This is a genomic window from Variovorax sp. 278MFTsu5.1, assembly GCF_048305045.1.
GTDB lineage: Bacteria > Pseudomonadota > Gammaproteobacteria > Burkholderiales > Burkholderiaceae_C > Variovorax > Variovorax guangxiensis.
Genome location: NZ_CP157622.1, coordinates 1,717,889 through 1,735,432, shown reverse-complemented (window position 1 = coordinate 1,735,432; position 17,544 = coordinate 1,717,889). Strand labels below are relative to the sequence as shown.

The window sequence follows — 17,544 nt, the reverse complement described above, 5'->3', positions numbered from 1 at the left end:
ATGACGACGACGAACAACATGAATTCACGATTGCGCTTCGCCTGCGAAAGCATCGCCGAGGACGGCACGCGCTCCACCTCCTTGCACCTGGTCGCGCCGCGCGCGCTGGTGGTGGCGGGCTGGACCGGGCGCGACATCGCCGCCATCGAACACCACATCGAGGAACTGGCCGAGCTCGGCGTGCCGCGCCCTTCGAGCGTGCCGCTGTACTACCGCGTGGCGGCCCAGTTGCTGACGCAATCGAGCGCCATCGAGGCGCTGGGCGACCGGAGCTCCGGCGAGGCCGAGCCGGTGCTGTTCTTCTCGCAAGGCGAGTGGTGGCTGAGCGTGGCCTCGGACCACACCGACCGGCAGGTCGAGAGCTACTCGGTGGCCGTGTCGAAGCAGATGTGCGCCAAGCCCGTGGCCGAGACCGCATGGTGCTGGCGCGACGTGCAGGCGCACCAGGACACGCTGGAGCTTCGCTCGCGCATCCTGGAGGACGGCCGCTGGGTCGACTATCAGCGCGGCACGCTCGCATCGATCCGCCCGCTGGCCGGCCTGCGCGACGGCATGCCCGGTGCCGGTGCCGCGCCCGAGGGCCTCTTCATGACCTGCGGCACGCTGGGCGCGCTGCCCAACGCCAAGGGCGAAGGCATCCGGCCCGCGACGCAGATGGAGATCGAGCTGCACGATGCGAAGCTGCAGCGCCGCATCGTGCATCGCTATGCGGTGGAAGCACTGCCGGTGGTGGCGTGACGATGACGATGAAGAACGGCAACACCATCGCGGCGCTGCGCGGGCGCATCGCGCGCGGCGAGCTCTCGCACGAGGCGCTGATCGACGAAGTGCTCGAAGCGGCCGGACAGCCTGCCGCGCAGCATGTCTTCACCCGCCTGTACGCCGACGCGGCCCGCGCCGCCGCGCGCCATGCCGATGCGGCACGCAAGGCCGGCATAGAGACGGCACCGCTCGCCGGCCTGCCCGTGTCGGTGAAGGACCTCTACGACGTGGCCGGCGAAACCACCATGGCGGGCTCCGCCGTCTGCGAAGGCGAGGCACCCGCGGCGCACGACGCGACCGCCGTGGCGCGGCTGCGCGCACAGGGCGCAGCCATCGTCGGCAAGACCAACATGACGGAGTTCGCCTTCTCGGGCGTGGGCATCAACCCGCACTACGGCACGCCGCGCAATCCGGTCGACACGCAGACGGCGCGCATTCCGGGCGGCTCGTCGTCCGGCGCGGCGGTGTCGGTGGCGCTCGGGCTCGCGGTGGCAGGGCTGGGCTCGGACACGGGCGGCTCCATCCGCATTCCCGCCGCGCTGTGCGGGCTGGTCGGCTTCAAGAGCACGCAGTCGCGCGTGCCGCGCACGGGCGCCTTCGAACTCGCGCGCTCGCTCGACACGGTATGCGCCATGGCGCGCAGCGTGGAAGACTGCCTTGTCGCCGATGCCGCCATCGCCGACGTGCCGCTCGCGGTGCGCCGCCGTCCGCTGCAGGGCATGCGTCTGGCCGTGCCGCGCACGCTGGTGTTCGACGACATCGAACCCGCCGTGGCGCGCGCCTTCGACCGCGCGCTGCAGGCGCTCTCGGCCGCGGGCGCGCAGATCGTGGACATCACGCTGGCGGAACTGGCCGAGATCGCCAGCGTCAACGCGCCCGGCGGCTTCTCGCCGGTGGAAGCCGCCGCCGTGCACCGCGAGCGCTTCGCCGCGAAGCGCGACGGATTCGACGCGCGCGTGGCCGCCCGCATCGCGCTGGGCACCGAGGTGCGCGCCGCCGACTACATCGCCATGCAGGACCGCCGCCGCGACTGGATCGGACGCGTCGAGCGCGCCATCGAAGGCTTCGACGCGCTCGTGTGCCCGACCGTGCCCATCGTCGCGCCGCCTATCGAGGCACTGGCGGAAGACGCCGCCTTCTTCAGGGCCAACGGCCTGCTGCTGCGCAACACCTTCGCGATCAACCTGCTCGACGGCTGCGCTTTCAGCCTGCCCTGCCATGCGCCGGGCGATCTGCCGGTGGGCCTGATGCTGGCCTCGGTGCGCGGCGACGACGCGCGGCTGGCGGCGGTGGCGCTGGCGGCCGAGGCCGCGCTGCAGCGGTGAACGGTGGGCGGCGGCCTCAGGCCGTGGCGGTGGTCACCGGCTTGGTGAGGGTGGCCGTCGCCTTGGCGCCGAGCGTCATCTCGGTGATCCACGACACCAGCAGCGCACCGTAGGCCTGGCGCCACTCCTGCTTCGAGAGCGCGTGGTCCGCGTCGGAGAGCACGCGGTAGGTCACCGACTTCACGCGCTTGAAGGCGCCGAGGTAGTTCTCGACCACCGGGTGCGGCACGATCTGGTCGTGCTCCGATTCGACGATGAGCACGTCGCCGGCGAAGTCCGCGCAGGCCGCGAGCGCGCGGTTGTCCTTGGGCCCGACCAGCGATCGGCGGTAGGCGACCAGGTCGGAGCGGCTGAGCTGGCCCTTGGGGGTGTCCCACTCGCCGTCGCGGTAGAGCGCGGGCGCGCGCAACGCCAGCCAGCGCACCGGCCGCATGGCGCTGACCAGCGCCGCCAGGTAGCCGCCGTAGCTGCTGCCGACGATGGCGACGGCCGCCGGATCGACCGCCGGGTGGCCGACCAGCGCGTCGTAGGCCGCGAGCACGTCGCGCAGGTTGTCCTCGCGCGTCACCTCCATGCGTTGCGCGGCGTGGCGCGCGTGGCCGCGCAGGTCGAAGGTCAGGCACACGCAGCCAAGTGCGGCCAGTTCGTGCGCGCGCCTGGCGTACTGCTCCTGGCTGCCGTCCCAGCCATGCACCAGCAGCACCCCGGGCACGGTCGTCGAGGCCGCGAACAGCGTGCCCTCGATATGCTGGCCGTCGACGGGAATGTCGATGGTGCTATGGCGCGTCGGCATGGCGGTCTCCAGGCAGGATCGTGTACTTCGCGAGCGGGCCGACGCGGCTGTCCGTCCCCTGGTAGGCCACGATGGCATCGGCGGGCACGAGCACCGAGGGGCCGTAGACCTCGAAGCACGAGGCGCGCACCTCGCGCCGCCCGGGGTCGGCATGCAGCGCTTCGAGCCCCGCGATCTCGGCGCCGGTGGCGCCGCCCACGCGCCACGACTGCTCCAGCACGCCCGAGCGCCATTCGCCTCTGCCGTCGACGCCCTGCGCCACGTCGTAGTTCACGCGCGAGGCGAAGAAGCCGGGGTAGCAGTCGATCACCGCCTGGTGATAGCGGCGCGCCTGCTCGATAGCGCGGCGCAGCGAGGGCGACGCGACGCCGGCGATCAGCGCGTCGAAGTCGCCGCGCACCATCACCAGATCGGAGCCGCCGTAGACCTCCTCGCCGGCGTTGTCGCCGGTGGTGCGCTGCACGCCGCAGTAGCTGACGATCATGCCGGCCACCAGCAGCTGCCCGACGCTCCAGGTGACGGGGTCTTCCAGGTTCGCTTCGAGGACGAGGCCGCTTCGCGCGAGGCCGGCCTGGTCCATCTCGGCGATGCAGCTGCCGAGCGCCTCGGTGCGCTCGACGACGATCTGCCCGCGTCCGCCGGTAGCCGTCACCGGCTTGAGGCGCACGGGCCCCGCATCGAGCATCGCGCGCCCTGCCCTCAGCGCCTCGCCGGCCGAGAAGCACGAGAAGCCCGGCAGGACTGCGTCGCCGACCTCGCGGGCGAAGCGCGTCGACCAGCCGTCCGGTCTTGCGGCACTGTTCTCGTCGATCAGCGGGTGGCTGATGACCTTGGTGGCGACGAAGGCATGCGGCACCACGCCGCCGAACAGGTCGTCCACCCCGGCGATGCCCATGGCGTGCACCCGGGCCGGGTCGGAAAGGGTGTCGCTGGGCACGAAATAGTGCCGCGAGCCCGAGGGCGCCGGGGAGACGTACTCCCCTTCGAAAGCGCAGCCGATCAGCACCGCCAGCCGCCGCCCGTAGTTGGCGCGGGTGGCATGCTCGTGCTCGGTGCAGTAGCCGCGCGGGTCCACGTCGAGCGTGACGACGCTGCACGGGCCGGGCACTGTGCCCGCCGCCCTGGCTTCGGAGGAAAGCGCTTGCACGGCGGTGTGCCTGGCTTCAGCCCTTGCCGGCCTTCGCCTTCTCTTCGACGTCCTTCTTCTTTTCCGAGGACGGCAGCTTCACCTTCGTCACGGTGACGGACACCGGATCGCTGGCCGGAAAGGACTCTTCCACACCGCTGTCCAGCGCTTCCTCGCTGGCAGGCTGCTCGGTGGGCCTGGCCTTCTCGACCTTGCCCTGCTCAGGGTTGCCGGATGTGGGAAAGTGGAATTTCCCCGGCGATTTCTCTTCTTTCTCTTCTGGCTGTTGCTGCTTCGAAGTCATGGATGGCCTCCTGGCTTGTTCACCGCCCCATGTTGTGCGAGCGCAGCCCGCGGTTGGTGGGAGGGAGGTGCGGATGCGTGTGGGAACAGTCCGGCGCGGAGCCATTGGTGGGCTTCATACGCGCAGCGCCCCGAGGGCTGAGCCCTCCTCCTCCCCTGCGCGCGGCGACGGTGCGCCGCCCTACCTGTTCTCGGGGATCGACGGCCCTGCACCGCGGGTGCTATCTTGCCGCCCGCCCAAGCCGGGCAGCCGATGACTCAACACCAGGGGACGGACCATGCCGACGCTCGATCAGGTGCTGCAACAGGCCTTGTGGAAAGACAAGACGATCGCTCGGGAAACCTTGCTGCGCGCCGGAGCCGACGTGGACACGTTACCGACCGCGGACGAAGTCGAGCAGTACAGCCGCCGCCTGCTGAGAAACGGGCGCTGGGTTCCCAGTGCCGAGGCTGCCGCCGCGCTGGACCTCGTGATCGGCGTGCGCCCCGACCCGCAGAACCAGCCGCACAGCTACCAGGGCGGTTTCCTGCGCGGAAACGCCGCGCTCCCCTGGCGGCATTTTTCGCGCGAGCGGATCGCGCTGCAACTGATCGTGCGGATCGCGGACTACAGGTACATCGAGCAGCAGCACCATTCGCTGTGCGGCCCGGTCACGTTCATGCACGACATCGCGAAGCGAACCCCTCAGGCCTACGCGGCCTACGTGATCGGCCTGGCGGAAAACCGCCGCGGCCCCCTCGGGCAGATGACCGTGAAGGTCAAGTCGGGCTCCTCGCTGCTGGGCAAGCGCATCAACAGCGCCCCCGGCTCGCCGAGGATCTGCGAGGCCGACTACATCGCGCTGGCCAGCCTGCGCGACGGCAGCAACATCCTGGCCTACCGCTCGCCCTTCACTCACACGATGCTCGAAGGCGCGACCTCGCCGGCCGACATGGTCCGGTGGATGCGCGACACCGGCTACCAGCATGTGGAGGACCACAGTCACATGGGCAGCTGGCGCCTGCGTGGCCTGCTCATCAAGGCGCACCGCACCAGCGTCGGCCAAAACGCCGTGGGCCCGCACCTGAACCAGATGCGCCACAAGCGCAACGCTGGCCACACCGTCATGATGTGTGCCGCGGGCAGCCTGGCCAACATGGCGCTGGGCCGCAGCCTGCGCGACGACATGACGATGCGCGTATTCGGCGGCCACTTCATGCTGGTGAATTCCGTCGATGTGACGGCCAACGGCGCCATCTTCGACCTCGTCACCTGGGGCCGCGACAGCAGCGAGAACCGGATCGAGATTCCATGGAGCAAGCTCGCGAGCTGGTACGGCGGCTTCGTCAGCGGGCTCCCCTGAATTCCGGCCGCTAGACTGGCGCCACGTCGCCATCGAACGGAGAGCGCCCATGTGCCGCAGCATCAAGACCCTCTACAACTTCGAGCCGCCCGCCACCGAGCAGGAGATCCGCGCCGCCGCGCTGCAGTTCGTGCGCAAGCTCAGTGGCTTCAACGTGCCCTCCAAGGCCAACGAGGCGGCATTCAATCGCGCGGTCGATGACGTGGCCGCCACGGCGGCGCGGCTGATCGATTCGCTTGTCACCACGGCCGAACCGCGCGACCGTGCTGTGGAGGCGGAACGCGCCAGGGCCCGCTCGGCGATGCGCTTCGGCAGCGGCTCCACCGCCTGATCGTGCCTTGCCCCCTGTGGCCGATGGCTGCGCGCCCGCATGCCATCATCTTCGGATGAGCAACACACCCCATAGCGCCTTCAGCACCTCGGACGCAGTCGCCAAATACGCCGAAGGCCCGAAGCGCAACGTGCCCGGATACAGCGGGCTCCTGCCGATGACGCGCATCCTTCTCGAGGAACACGTGCCCAGCGATGGCCGGGTGCTCGTGGTTGGCGCGGGCGGCGGCCTGGAAGTGGAAGACCTTGCGCAGGCCAACCCGGAATGGACCCTCGACGGGGTCGATCCGAGTGGCCCGATGCTTGAACTCGCATCACAGAGGCTGGGCCCGCTGATGTCGCGCGTGGCGCTGCACGAAGGCTATGTGCAGGACGCGCCCGCCGGCCCCTTCGACGGCGCGACCTGCCTGCTGACCTTCCACTTCGTGCCGACGGACCAGCGGCTGCCGACGGCCCGCGAGATCCATCGCCGGTTGAAGCCGGGCGCCCCGTTCGTCGCAGCGCATCTCAGCGTGGAAGACGGCGAAGGCGAACGCGACCTCTGGATGTCGCGCTACGCGGCCTTCCTCGTCTCCTCGGGCTCCGATCCGCGCCAGGCGGCCGCGGCGCGGGAGAAAGTCCAGAAGGAACTGTCGATCCTCTCTCCCTCGCAGGACGAGGCCGTGCTGCGCGAGGCGGGGTTCAAGGACATCCGCCTCTTCTTCATGGGCTTCACGTTCCGGGGCTGGGTCGCCCGCGCCTGAGCCGGCGGTGGTGGCCGGGCCATGACCACAGCGCAGCGCCGCCCCCCGGCCTTTGATATGGTGCTTGCCAGCACCACCATGCGAAGTCCGAGCACATGAAAAAGACCTACACAGGCGGCTGCCATTGCGGCGCCGTGAGATTCGAGGCCGACATCGACCTCGGCCTCGGCACGCTGCGCTGCAACTGCTCGATCTGCACCAAAACCCGCTTCTGGCCCGCCATCGTCGCGACCGATGCCTTCCGGTTGATCGAAGGCGAATCCGAACTCAGCGAGCAGATGCTCGACACCCGCAACAGCCACTACATCGTCTGCAGGCATTGCGGCGTGCGGGCTTTCGGCGTGGGCCATTCGCCCGCCACCGGCGAGAGCGCCTACGGCGTGAACGTGACCTGCCTGGACGACGTGGATCTCGACGACCTCGCCAGCTCGCCCATCAGCTACGTGGACGGGCACCGCGGCACCTGGCACGCCGCGCGCGCGGCCATCGGCATCTGACGAAGAGAATCGCTTCCCGCAACAACAACCCACCACTACTGGAGACAGGCACATGTCCATCGAACTCTGGCTCGCCTTCGTCGCGGCCTCCACCCTCATGCTGGTCATTCCCGGGCCGACCATCCTCACGGTGATCAGCTATTCGATGTCGCACGGGCGGCGCGCCAACCTGCCGCTGGTGGCGGCCGTGGCGCTGGGCGATTCCACCGCGCTGGTGGTGTCGCTGCTCGGGCTGGGCGCGCTGCTGGCCACCTCGGCCTTCTGGTTCACGGTGGTGAAGTGGGTGGGCGGGCTGTACCTGCTGTATCTGGGCATCAGGCTGCTGCGCGCGGGCATCACCTCCGCCGAGATCGCCACGCCGGCCGCGCCCGCCTCGCGCCTGCGCCTGTTCGCCAACACCTACCTGGTGACCGCGCTGAACCCCAAGGGCATCGTTTTCTTCGTGGCCTTCCTGCCCCAGTTCATCAACCCGGCCGCCGACGTGACGCGCCAGCTGTGGGTGCTGGCCGTCACCTTCGTGGTGCTGGCCGCGACCAATGCCACGCTCTACGCGGTGTTCGCGGGATCGGCGCGCAGGCTGCTGTCGTCGCCGCGTGCGCAGCGGCGCTTCAACCTCGCGGGCGGCTCGCTGCTGGGCGCGGCGGGCATCTGGGCGCTGATGGCGCGCCGGCCGGGCTGAGCGGGCAGCCCTTCGGAACGCAAAAGCAACTCAAAAGAAAAGGCCGCGAAGCACGGAGCTTCGCGGCCTTTTCTTCATTTGTCGCAGCGCTGAGGATCAGTTGCGGTACGGGTTGTTGGGATTGCGGTCGTAGCGGTTCGGAACGCCGTCGTTGTCGCGGTCACGGTCGTAGCGGTTGGGCACGCCGTCGCGGTCACGGTCGCCGTAGTGCGGGCGCGGCGGCGGCGGGCGGTCGTAGGGTGCGACCACACAGCCCGCGAGGATGGCCGATGCGGCCAGAAGGATCGCCAATGTCTTCGTCATGCGAGTTCTCCTTGGAGTGTTTGTGAAACCGGGGTTCGCCTCCTGCGAGCCGGTAGTGCATTGAAGGCCACGCCGGTACGCGCCGGGTTTCCGCATTGAAGCCCTCGCGTGAAGTTCGTTACGGGATGTGGCACCCGGCATTTACTTTGCCCCGGGGTGCGCAAGCCGCAAGGCAGCGCGCAGCCCGTCGCGCAGTAGGCGCGATTCCCGTGGCGGACCGGCGAGAGAGAATGGCGGCGCCCATGCTTTCGCTTCTGGATACCGCCTCCTTTCCTCCGATGCAGCCCGCGCCCTCCGCCTTCTCCCGCAAGACCCTCGCAGCCCTGCTGATCGCCGCGGCATGGACGCTCCCGGCCCGGGCCGTGGTGAGCTTCGAGGAAGTGAAGCGCGACTTCCGCTCGTCCGACACCGCCGTGCTCGACCGCAACGGCGAACTGCTGCAGCGCGTGCGCACCGACCCCACGGTGCGCCGCGGCCAGTGGACCGCGCTGGCCGACGTGTCCCCAGCGCTGCGCACGGCCATGGTGCTGAGCGAGGACAAGCGCTTCTACGAGCACAGCGGCATCGACTGGCGCGCCGTCTCGGCCGCCGCCTGGGGCAATCTCTGGAACACGCGCACGCGCGGCGCATCGACCATCACGATGCAGCTGTCGGGCCTGCTCGACGAGGACCTTCGCCGCAGCTCGGGCGGCCGCAGCTTCACGCAGAAGATCGGGCAGACGGTGGCGGCCGCGCAGCTGGAGCGCAACTGGCGCAAGGACCAGATCCTGGAGGCGTATCTCAACACCGTGCCGTTCCGCGGCGAGATCGTGGGCATCGACGCGCTCTCGCGCACGCTCTTCGGCAAGGCGCCCAGCGGGCTCGACGCGCGCGAGGCCAGCGTGGCGGCGGCACTGGTGCGCGCGCCCAACGCCAAGCCCGCCGTGGTGGCGCAGCGCGCCTGCGAGGTGCTGCGCACCATGGAACCGCAGCAGAAGACCGACTGCGAGGCGCTGGACATGTTCACCAGCGCGGCCGTGCAGCGCCGGGCCTTCGAGCCGAACGAAGGGATCGCGCCGCACGCCGCGCGGCGCGTGCTGCGCGAGATCCGCGACGCGAACTCGGCGGCTGCGCCCGTTGCAACCGCAGCCGTTGCGGCGTCGAAAGGCAAGGACAGGGAAACCGGCGTGCGCACCACTCTGCGCGCGCCGCTGCAGCGCTTCGCGCTCGACACGCTGCAGCGCCACCTGCGCGAGCTGCGCGAGCGGCACGTCGAAGACGGCGCGCTCGTCGTGCTCGACAACGCGACCGGCGAGGTGCTCGCCTGGGTCGGCTCCTCCGGCCCGCTGAGCCAGGCGGCGGAGGTCGACGGCGTCACGGCGCTGCGCCAGCCCGGCTCCACGCTCAAGCCGCTGCTCTACGCCCAGGCGATCGCCGAGAAGCGCATCACGGCGGCATCGCTGATCGAGGACTCGTCGGCGCAGATCAGCACCGCCAGCGGCCTCTACATTCCGCAGAACTACGACCGCCGCTTCAAGGGCCCGGTGTCGGCGCGCACCGCGCTGGCGGCATCGCTGAACGTGCCGGCCGTGCGCACGCTGGTGATGGTGTCGCCCGAGGCCTTCGCGCGCGAGCTGCGCGCCGCCGGGCTGCCGCTGCGCGAAAGCGGCGACTACTACGGCTACAGCCTCGCGCTCGGCAGCGCCGAGGTGTCGCTGCTGTCGCTCACCAACGCCTACCGCATGCTGGCCAACGGCGGGCGCTACGGAACGACGACGCTGGCGCCGCGGCCCGCGGAGAAATCGAAAACCGCGCCGGCCTCGCCGCCGACGCCGATCGACGCGCGAGCGGCCTTCATCGTGGGCGACATCCTGTCCGACCCGAACGCGCGCACGCGCACCTTCGGCCTCGACAGCATTCTTTCCACCCGCTTCTGGACCGCCGTGAAGACCGGCACCAGCAAGGACATGCGCGACAACTGGGCCGTGGGCTGGTCGCAGCGCTACACGGTGGGCGTGTGGGTGGGCAACGCCAGCGGCGAGTCGATGTGGGACGTGAGCGGCACCAGCGGCGCCGCGCCGGTGTGGGCCGAGGTGATGCGCTTCCTGCACGCGCGCGAGCCGAGCCGCGCGCCTTCGCCGCCGCCGGGCCTGGTCCAGATGCAGGTGAGCTTTGGCCCCGGCGCCGACGGCAATCCGCTGGAGGCTTCGCGCAGCGAGTGGTTCCTGCAAGGCACGGAGCAGCCGCTCTTCGCGCTGGACACCGGCATGACGACGGATGCTTCCGCCCCGGCGCGCATCACCGCGCCGGCCGACGGCACCATCATCGCGCTGGACCCCGACATCCCGCCGCAGCGCCAGCGCGTGCGCTTCGATTCCGAGGGCCGTGGCGTGCAGTGGCGCATCGACGGCAAGCCGCTGGCGCGCGGCAACACCGTGCAATGGTTTCCATGGCCGGGGCGCCACCTGATCGAGCTGGTGGACGCCGGCGGCAAGGTGGTCGACCAGCGCCGGCTCGAGGTGCGCGGCGCGGGCGTGGTCGCGAAGAACAACGGCAGCGGCGCGCGGCGCTGATTCAAGGGGCCCTGAACACGTCGAGGAAGTAGTCGACGAAGGTCCGGATCTTCGGCGTGTTGCGGCGCGCGGGCAGGTAGCTCAGGTGGATGTCGTGCGGCTTCAGGGCCAGCGAGGGCAGCACCGGCACCAGCGTGGCGCCGTCGATCTGCGGGCGCGCGAGCGACTGCGGCACCAGCGCGATGCCGCGCGCCGACAGCGCGAGCCGCAAAACCATTTCAGGGTCGTCCGACTGGAACACGCTTTCCACGCGCACGCGGTGCGTCTTTTCGATGGCCGCGAGGCTGATCTCGCGCTTGCGCCCTTCGGCGTCGGTGGTCAGGAAGCGGTGCGCGGACAGATCGGGCAGGTCCTGCACCGGAGCGTGGCGCGCGAGATACGCCGGCGCGGCGCACAGCATCAGCGGCTCCTGCTTCAGGTGGCGCACGACCAGCTCGTCGCCGCCCTCACGGCCGTAGCCGATGGCCACGTCGGCCGCGTCTCGCCGCAGGTCGGCGCGGTCCTTGCCGGTCTCGACCGTGACCTCCAGCCGCGGGTAGGCGGTCATGAAGGCGGGCAGGTGGTTCATCAGCAGCTCGCGGCCATAGTAGTGCGGCACGGCGATGCGCAACCGCCCGGTAACGGCGCTGCCGTCGGAGGACAGGTTGAGCATGACGTCGTCGAGGATCGTGAGCGCATGTTGGGCCGCCGCGAGGAACTCGCGGCCTTCCTCGGTCAGCGCGAAGCGGGTGGCGCCGCGATGCAGCAGCAGGTGGCCGACGGTGGCTTCCAGTCTCTGGAGCTGGCGCGACGCGGAGGCCTTGGGCACGTTGAGCACTTCGGCGGCCGGAGTCAGTCCCCCGAGCTGCGCGGCCTTGGCGAACAGCCGCACATCCGACAAAGAAAAGTCCTTCATATCGCCGCCGCGGTCCGTATTTCTCTTGCGCTCCCCTGAACGCTCCGCAGGAAGGTCGGGAAGGGAGGGCCGGACCGTGGAGCAGAACAACTTGCCGATTCACAAGCTACCTTTAGTTTCATTCTCTGACAGGACGCTCCAGACGAACAACACTTTCGGCAACAGCTGCCCAAGGCCGGGAAAAATTCACTTAATGAGGACAAATCCGCGAAATCGGCTTGCGCGATCCGCGGACAGGGGTTGCGGTTTTCTACGAGGTGCTACCCGGATCAATCGCCGCGCGGGGAGTCCGGTTTCTTTTTGGAGGCAAAATTCATCCAATCATTGAACGACCAGGCTCACTCCCGATGCTTGCCCAAGCTCCCCGTACTTCACTTGCAGACACCGCCGCGGACAGCATCCGCGCCGAGATCTCCGCCGGCCGCTGGTCCGTTGGCTCCCGCATCCCGATCGAACCGCAGCTCGCCCAGCTGCTGGGCGTGAGCCGGGGCACGGTGCGCGAGGCGGTCAAGACGCTGGTGTCGCGCGGGCTGCTCGAAGTGCGCCAGGGCTCGGGGACCTATGTTCGCTCGGGCTTCGATCCTTCGTCCAGCCTGCAGAAGATGCGGCTCGCGAGCCTGCGCGACCAGTTCGAGGTGCGCCGCGCGCTCGAAGTGGAAGCCGCCCGGCTCGCCGCCGTGCGCCACACGGCGCGCGACCTGCGCCGCCTGCACGTGCTGCTCGACAAGCGCGGCGGCTTCGATCCCGCCGACAACGGCGCGGCCTTCATCGAGCGCGACCTGGCCTTCCACCTCGCCATCGTCGACATCTCCGGCAACCTCGCCCTGGCGGAAACCTGCCGCTTCATCACCGGCTACATCAAGGAGACCATCGCGAGCTCGATGGGCAGCGCCCTGCCCGAGCCCGACGATGCCGCGCACCGCGCCATCATCGAAGGCATCGCCAGCCGCGACCCCGACGTGGCCGCCGCGGCGGTGCGCACCTTCATGGCGCCGATGATCAACGCACTGGCGCTGGGGTCGTGATGAACTCGGCCACCCTCGCACGCGGCAATGCCGGCGCCTCTTCTTCTTCCTCCTCTTCTTCTCCCTCCTCCTCTTCTTCCGCTTCCGCCCACCGCTGCGGCGACGAACTGCTGATCGACGCCGAGGCCGACAGCCTGCCCGCGCCGCGCCCCACGCCCGCCCCCAACCTCGCGCGCCGCATCCTGCTCGGCGCCAGCGTGGTGCTGATCGCCTTCAATCTGCGCCCGGTCTTCGCCAGCCTCTCGGTGGTGCTGCCGGAAATCATCAAGGCCACCGGCCTCTCGCCCACCGCCGCCAGCCTGCTGACCACGCTGCCGATCGTCTGCCTCGGCGTTTTCGCGCCGCTCGCGCCCGGCCTGGGCAGGCGCTTCGGCACCGAGCGCACGCTGCTCGGCTGCATGGTGCTGATCCTGGTCGGCACGGTGCTGCGCGGCACCGGCAACATCCCGCTGCTGTTCCTGGCCTCGGCCATCGCGGGCAGCGGCATCGCGGTGTCGAACGTGCTGCTGTCGGGCCTGGTGAAGCGCGACTTCGCCTCGCAGGCGGCGCTGATGATGGGCCTCTACACCATGGCCGTGTGCGGCGGCGCGGCCAGCGCCGCCGGGCTCACGGTGCCGATCGAGCACGCGCTGGGCGGCGGCTGGACCATGGCGCTCGCGATGTGGGCGCTGCCGGCCGCGCTGGTCACGCTGATCTGGGCGCCCCAGGCGCTGCCGCTGAAGCCGGTGGCGAGCGAATCGGGCTTCACCGTGCGCGGGCTCTGGAGCGACAGGCTGGCCTGGCAGGTCACCTTCTTCATGGGCCTGCAGTCCGCCCTCGCCTACATCGTGATGGGCTGGCTCGCGCCGATCCTGCGCGAGCGCGGCCTGGGCAGCGAGACGGCCGGCTACGTGGTGTCGCTGTCTGTCATGACGCAGGTGGTGACCTGCCTCGTGGTGCCGGCGCTGGCGGTGAAGCTGCGCAACCAGCGCGGCCTGGCGGTCGTGCTGGCGCTGCTCACGGTGGGCGCGATGCTGGCGATGCTCTTCGCGCCGCTGGACGGCTTCTTCGGCGTGTGGGCCTGGGCGGTGCTGCTGGGCATTGCGCAGGGCGGCACCTTCGCGCTGGCGCTCACGATGATCGTGTTGCGCTCGCCCGACTCGCACGTCGCCGCGCACCTCTCGGGCATGGCGCAGGGCGTGGGCTACATGGTGGCGGCCTTCGGGCCGCTGGTGGCCGGGCTGCTGCACGGCTGGACGGGGAGCTTCCGCGCCTCGTCGTGGCTCTTCATCGGGCTGGGCGTGGCGCTCGTGATCGCTGGGCTGGGGGCAGGACGCACGATGCACGTGGGCACGACGACCGTGCCGCGCCACTGAGGCGCGAGCCCGCTGTCTACTGCGGCCCGCCGCAGAAGCCCGCGCGCTCGGTGGTCCTGGCGGTGAACAACACGCGCGTGGTGGTCGCCGCGCTGCGCGGCTCGTTCTGCGGCCATTCGGTCTGCACCCAGGTGTATTGCCAGTCGTAGGGCGAGCCGGGCTTGAATGTCTCGCCGTAGGCGATGCGCAGGCTGCCGAAGCTCTCGTCATGGCAGTGCTTCGAGGTCTTGTATTCCTTCTCGCTGAAGCAGGCGCGGATCATCTTGGAGCACGAGAACGGAATGCCCTCCTGCACCGCCTTGCCGCCTTCGAGCGGCACGAAGTCGGCGGTGTCGAACGAGGCGCCGCCGCCCGAATAGCCTTCGGACACCGTCTGCAGCACGGCCACGGCCCACTTGCCCTCGGCCACCGGGTAGAGCGCCGGCGCGAGCGAGAGGCGCGCCTCGGACCGGCTGGCATCGCTGTCTTTCTTCAGGGCCTGGGCGTAGCCGGAGAAATCATGAAGGCGAGCGAGCTGCCAGCCCTTGGCGTCTGCGGCATCCCGCCTGATGCGCGCCATGGCCAGCGGCTCGGCGGAGAGCACCACATAGTCGCCCGCCGCGGCGCCGCGCGGACGATAGAGGCCCAGTTGCTGCGCGTCGCAGGGCTGCGGCAGCAGGGCGCACAGGCGCGTGCGCCATTGCGCGTCGAGCGAATCGGGCTTCTTCACCGCATCGAACACCTGCGCCGATGGCGCGGAAAGATCGGGAGCGGCGAGCACCGCGGTGGCGAACGGCAGCAGGGCGAGCAGGAGCGGCAGCTTTGTCATGGAGCCGGATGGTAGCCACCGGCGGCGCGGCTGGTTGATAAAGTCGCACGCGACCATGAATCCTTCTTCTCCCGCCCTGCTCCGGATCGACACGCTGCGCTTCGCCTACCCCGACCAACCCGCGCTGGTGTCCGGCTGGAATGCATCCATCGGCCCGGGCGTCACGCTGCTCTACGGCGATACCGGCACGGGCAAGTCGGCGCTGCTCAACGTGATTGCCGGTGCGCTGCCCGCCTCCGCCGGACGGCTGACCGTGGCCGGGACGAGCCTCGATGCCGCGCCCGAGGCCTATCGCCGCCAGGTGTTCTTCGTCGCTCCTGAAACCGACCGTTTCGACCAGCTCAGCGCGCGCGAATGCACGGCCTCGCTTGCCGAAGGCGACGCGGGCTTCGACCAGGCGAAGTGGCAGGCCATCGCCGACGGCTTCTCGCTGGCGCCGCACCTGGACAAGAAGATGTTCATGCTGTCAACCGGCTCCAAGCGCAAGGTCTGGATGGCCGCCGGGCTCGCGTCGGGCCGGCCGCTCGTACTGCTCGACGAGCCGACCGCCGGCCTGGACATGCCCTCTACACGCTGCCTGTGGGCCACGCTCTCGGAGATTGCTGCGCAGTCGAAGCAGGCGGTCGTCGTGGCCAGCGCGGCGCGCATCGACACCGTGCCGCTGGCGGCCACCATCGAACTGCCGCTGCGCTGAGGCCTGCCTTCAGGCTGCAGCGTCGAAGTCGGTGCTGCGGCTCAGGGCTTCCCAGGCCTCCATGTCCTTGAGCAACGCCTGCGCATGGGCGCGCACCGCGTCGACCGAGTCGCCGCCCAGCTGCAGGCGCAGGGGCGTGTGCTCGGCCTCCAGCGCCTTCGCGATCGCCACCGCCGCCTTGCGCGGATCGCCGGCCTGCGTGTTGTGCATGCTGTGCGCGAACTCGCGGGTGGCGCCCACCACCGGCTGGTAGGCCTCGATCACCGGCATGTGGCGCATGCCGCTGCCCGCGAGCTGGGTGCGGAACTGGCCCGGCTCGACGATCAGCACCTTGATGCCGAAGGGCGCAACCTCCTGCGCCAGCGCTTCCGAGGCGCCCTCCAGCGCGAACTTCGAGGCCGAATATGCGCTGAAACCCGCGAACGACAGCTGCCCGCCGAGGCTGGAGATATTCACGATGGCGCCCGACTTCTGCGCGCGCAGCACCGGCAGCGCGGCGCGGGTGACGGCCATGGCGCCGAAGAAGTTGGTGTTCATCAGCGCGCGCAGCTCGGCGTCGGAGGTTTCCTCCAGGGCGCCGACCACGCCGTAGCCGGCGTTGTTCACGAGCACGTCGATGCGGCCGAAGCGGGCCACCGCGGCCTCGACGGCAGCTTCGGCGGCGCCGGCGGCGTCCACGTCCAGCGGCGTGGCCAGCACGCGGTCGGGTGCCTGCGCCACGAGGTCGGCGAGGCGGCCGGCGTCGCGGGCGGTGGCGACCACGTTGTGGCCCAGGGCCAGCGCGTGCTCGGCGAAGGCGTGGCCGAAGCCGGAAGCGGCGCCGGTGATGAACCAGGTCTGGCGGGTCTGCGAAGAGGTGATGGCGATGTTGGACATGATGCTGGCTCCTTGAAGGGTTGAGGGTTGCCGTGAAGGCATGGCGTGACTGTTCCAGCAATCGCACTCAACGACTAGCCGGTTCAAATCGAATGCACTGTGCGATACAGTGCATGAATGGACCGAACCCTGCTCCCGCATCTCGCCATCGTGCTGGCGGTGCACCGGCGCGGCGGGTTCGCCGCCGCGGCCGCCGAGCTGGGCATGAGCGCCTCGGCCGTGAGCCACGCGGTGCGCGCCGTCGAGGACCACCTGGGCCAGCCGATCTTTGCGCGCACCACCCGCAGCGTGCGGCTGACCGAGGCCGGCGCCGGCTTCATCGGCATGCTGGCCCCGGCCATGGGCGAGATCGCCGACGCGGTGGACCGCTTCGGTGAGTCGCTCGGGCGGGTGAGCGGCGTGCTGCGCATCAACGCACCCCATGTGGCGCTGCCGCTGGCCATGACGCCGCTGGTGGCCGAAATGGCGCGCCGCCACCCGGACCTGGTGATGGAGATCACCTGCGACGACGGCCTGGCCGACATCGTCGCAAGCGGCCACGACGCCGGCGTGCGGCTGGGCCACACCGTCGCGCAGGACATGGTGGCGGTGCGGCTCACCCCGCCCTTCGAGGCCATCCTGGTGGCCACCCCGCGCTACCTGGCCACGGCGGGCGAGCCGCGCGGCATCGAGGCGCTGCAGCGGCACAACTGCATTGGCTTCCGCTTCGTGACCTCGGGTGGCGTGTACGCCTGGGACCTGCGCGACCAGGCCGGCGCCCACGTCTCGGTCGAGGTGCCGGGCACCGTGCGGGTCACCGACGCGCTCTACGCCCGCGACCTGGCGCTGGCCGACGTGGGCATCGCCTACATCTTCGAGCCGCTGGTGCGCGCCGAACTGCGCGAAGGCCGCCTGCGCCAGCTGCTGCCGCGCTCGGCCTTCGCAGAGCCGGGGCTGTTCCTGTACTTTCCGCGCCGCGCGGCCCAGGCGCCCAAGCTGCGCGCCTTCGTCGACCTGGCCCGGGAAATGCTCGAAAAGTCCGCTTCAGGCCAGCCGCAGCCCCGTTAAGACGCGCTTCGCACCGGGGGCTTCGCAACCCGCATGGCGAAACACGGTCCCGGCGGGCGACAATCGGGGGCTCCGGCAAAAAACGGGC

Annotated in this window: 19 protein-coding genes; 12 read left to right on the top strand and 7 right to left on the bottom strand. The window is 70.1% G+C overall.

All coding sequences use genetic code 11. From position 1 onward, the window contains the following. Positions 1-738, top strand: coding sequence for a DUF2848 domain-containing protein (locus ABL844_RS07690; protein WP_418130923.1), 738 nt, complete (start codon positions 1-3; stop codon positions 736-738). Between the two features lie 2 nt (positions 739-740). Continuing rightward, entirely contained in the window at positions 741-2,087 is a 1,347-nt protein-coding gene (locus tag ABL844_RS07685) for an amidase (RefSeq protein WP_418130922.1), read from the top strand. Between the two features lie 16 nt (positions 2,088-2,103). Here the strand turns inward: ABL844_RS07685 and ABL844_RS07680 are convergent, their stop codons facing one another. From ABL844_RS07680 to ABL844_RS07670, 3 genes are read right to left on the bottom strand one after another with little or no spacing between them, the layout of a single operon-like run. Beyond that, positions 2,104-2,880, bottom strand: a complete 777-nt coding sequence (locus tag ABL844_RS07680) for an alpha/beta hydrolase family protein (RefSeq protein WP_126022598.1) — start codon at positions 2,878-2,880, stop codon at positions 2,104-2,106. Further along, a complete protein-coding gene (locus tag ABL844_RS07675; protein ID WP_369659292.1) occupies positions 2,864-4,027 on the bottom strand; it encodes a DUF3182 family protein in 1,164 nt (387 codons plus the stop codon). Before ABL844_RS07675 ends, ABL844_RS07680 begins: the two co-directional genes overlap by 17 nt. A 16-nt stretch (positions 4,028-4,043) precedes the next feature. Continuing rightward, positions 4,044-4,310, bottom strand: coding sequence for a hypothetical protein (locus tag ABL844_RS07670; protein WP_418124956.1), 267 nt, complete (start codon positions 4,308-4,310; stop codon positions 4,044-4,046). Between the two features lie 277 nt (positions 4,311-4,587). On the opposite strand from ABL844_RS07670, the gene ABL844_RS07665 reads away from it, so the two are divergent. From ABL844_RS07665 to ABL844_RS07645, 5 genes are all read left to right on the top strand, one after another. After that, positions 4,588-5,652, top strand: coding sequence for a hypothetical protein (locus ABL844_RS07665; protein ID WP_418130921.1), 1,065 nt, complete (start codon positions 4,588-4,590; stop codon positions 5,650-5,652). Positions 5,653-5,701: 49 nt separating this feature from the next. Continuing rightward, positions 5,702-5,983, top strand: a complete 282-nt coding sequence (locus tag ABL844_RS07660; RefSeq protein WP_418124954.1) for a DUF2277 domain-containing protein — start codon at positions 5,702-5,704, stop codon at positions 5,981-5,983. A gap of 55 nt (positions 5,984-6,038) precedes the next feature. Then, positions 6,039-6,725, top strand: a complete 687-nt coding sequence (locus ABL844_RS07655) for a class I SAM-dependent methyltransferase (RefSeq protein ID WP_418130920.1) — start codon at positions 6,039-6,041, stop codon at positions 6,723-6,725. A gap of 95 nt (positions 6,726-6,820) precedes the next feature. Continuing rightward, positions 6,821-7,222, top strand: coding sequence for a GFA family protein (locus tag ABL844_RS07650; protein WP_418130919.1), 402 nt, complete (start codon positions 6,821-6,823; stop codon positions 7,220-7,222). 52 nt (positions 7,223-7,274) lie between these two features. Then, positions 7,275-7,901, top strand: a complete 627-nt coding sequence (locus tag ABL844_RS07645) for a LysE family translocator (RefSeq protein ID WP_418130918.1) — start codon at positions 7,275-7,277, stop codon at positions 7,899-7,901. 96 nt (positions 7,902-7,997) lie between these two features. Here ABL844_RS07645 and ABL844_RS07640 read toward each other — a convergent pair whose 3' ends face one another. Beyond that, the gene (locus ABL844_RS07640; protein ID WP_126022590.1) at positions 7,998-8,204 is read right to left on the bottom strand and encodes a hypothetical protein; all 207 of its coding nucleotides are present in this window, start codon (positions 8,202-8,204) and stop codon (positions 7,998-8,000) included. Between the two features lie 278 nt (positions 8,205-8,482). On the opposite strand from ABL844_RS07640, the gene pbpC reads away from it, so the two are divergent. Beyond that, positions 8,483-10,756, top strand: a complete 2,274-nt coding sequence (pbpC, locus tag ABL844_RS07635; protein ID WP_418131885.1) for a penicillin-binding protein 1C — start codon at positions 8,483-8,485, stop codon at positions 10,754-10,756. A 1-nt stretch (position 10,757) separates the two neighbouring features. On the opposite strand, the gene ABL844_RS07630 is transcribed toward pbpC, so the two are convergent. Continuing rightward, positions 10,758-11,651, bottom strand: a complete 894-nt coding sequence (locus ABL844_RS07630) for a LysR family transcriptional regulator (RefSeq protein WP_184635428.1) — start codon at positions 11,649-11,651, stop codon at positions 10,758-10,760. Between the two features lie 347 nt (positions 11,652-11,998). Between ABL844_RS07630 and ABL844_RS07625 the strand changes: the two genes are divergently transcribed. Both ABL844_RS07625 and ABL844_RS07620 read left to right on the top strand, forming a co-directional pair. Continuing rightward, positions 11,999-12,676: a FadR/GntR family transcriptional regulator gene (locus tag ABL844_RS07625; protein ID WP_126022587.1), complete on the top strand. Its 678-nt coding sequence runs from the start codon at positions 11,999-12,001 to the stop codon at positions 12,674-12,676. Next, on the top strand, positions 12,676-14,031 hold the full coding sequence (locus ABL844_RS07620) for a CynX/NimT family MFS transporter (protein ID WP_418130917.1): 1,356 nt from the start codon (positions 12,676-12,678) through the stop codon (positions 14,029-14,031). Before ABL844_RS07625 ends, ABL844_RS07620 begins: the two co-directional genes overlap by 1 nt. Before the next feature lie 16 nt (positions 14,032-14,047). On the opposite strand, the gene ABL844_RS07615 is transcribed toward ABL844_RS07620, so the two are convergent. Continuing rightward, entirely contained in the window at positions 14,048-14,839 is a 792-nt protein-coding gene (locus tag ABL844_RS07615) for a hypothetical protein (protein ID WP_418130916.1), read from the bottom strand. Between the two features lie 55 nt (positions 14,840-14,894). Between ABL844_RS07615 and ABL844_RS07610 the strand changes: the two genes are divergently transcribed. Further along, positions 14,895-15,533, top strand: a complete 639-nt coding sequence (locus ABL844_RS07610; protein ID WP_369659299.1) for an ABC transporter ATP-binding protein — start codon at positions 14,895-14,897, stop codon at positions 15,531-15,533. 9 nt (positions 15,534-15,542) lie between these two features. Here ABL844_RS07610 and ABL844_RS07605 read toward each other — a convergent pair whose 3' ends face one another. Beyond that, positions 15,543-16,409: an oxidoreductase gene (locus tag ABL844_RS07605; RefSeq protein ID WP_184635424.1), complete on the bottom strand. Its 867-nt coding sequence runs from the start codon at positions 16,407-16,409 to the stop codon at positions 15,543-15,545. 117 nt (positions 16,410-16,526) lie between these two features. Here ABL844_RS07605 and ABL844_RS07600 point away from each other — a divergent pair, with 117 nt between their 5' ends. Next, on the top strand, positions 16,527-17,456 hold the full coding sequence (locus ABL844_RS07600) for a LysR family transcriptional regulator (RefSeq protein ID WP_418130915.1): 930 nt from the start codon (positions 16,527-16,529) through the stop codon (positions 17,454-17,456). Positions 17,457-17,544: the final 88 nt, after the last annotated feature.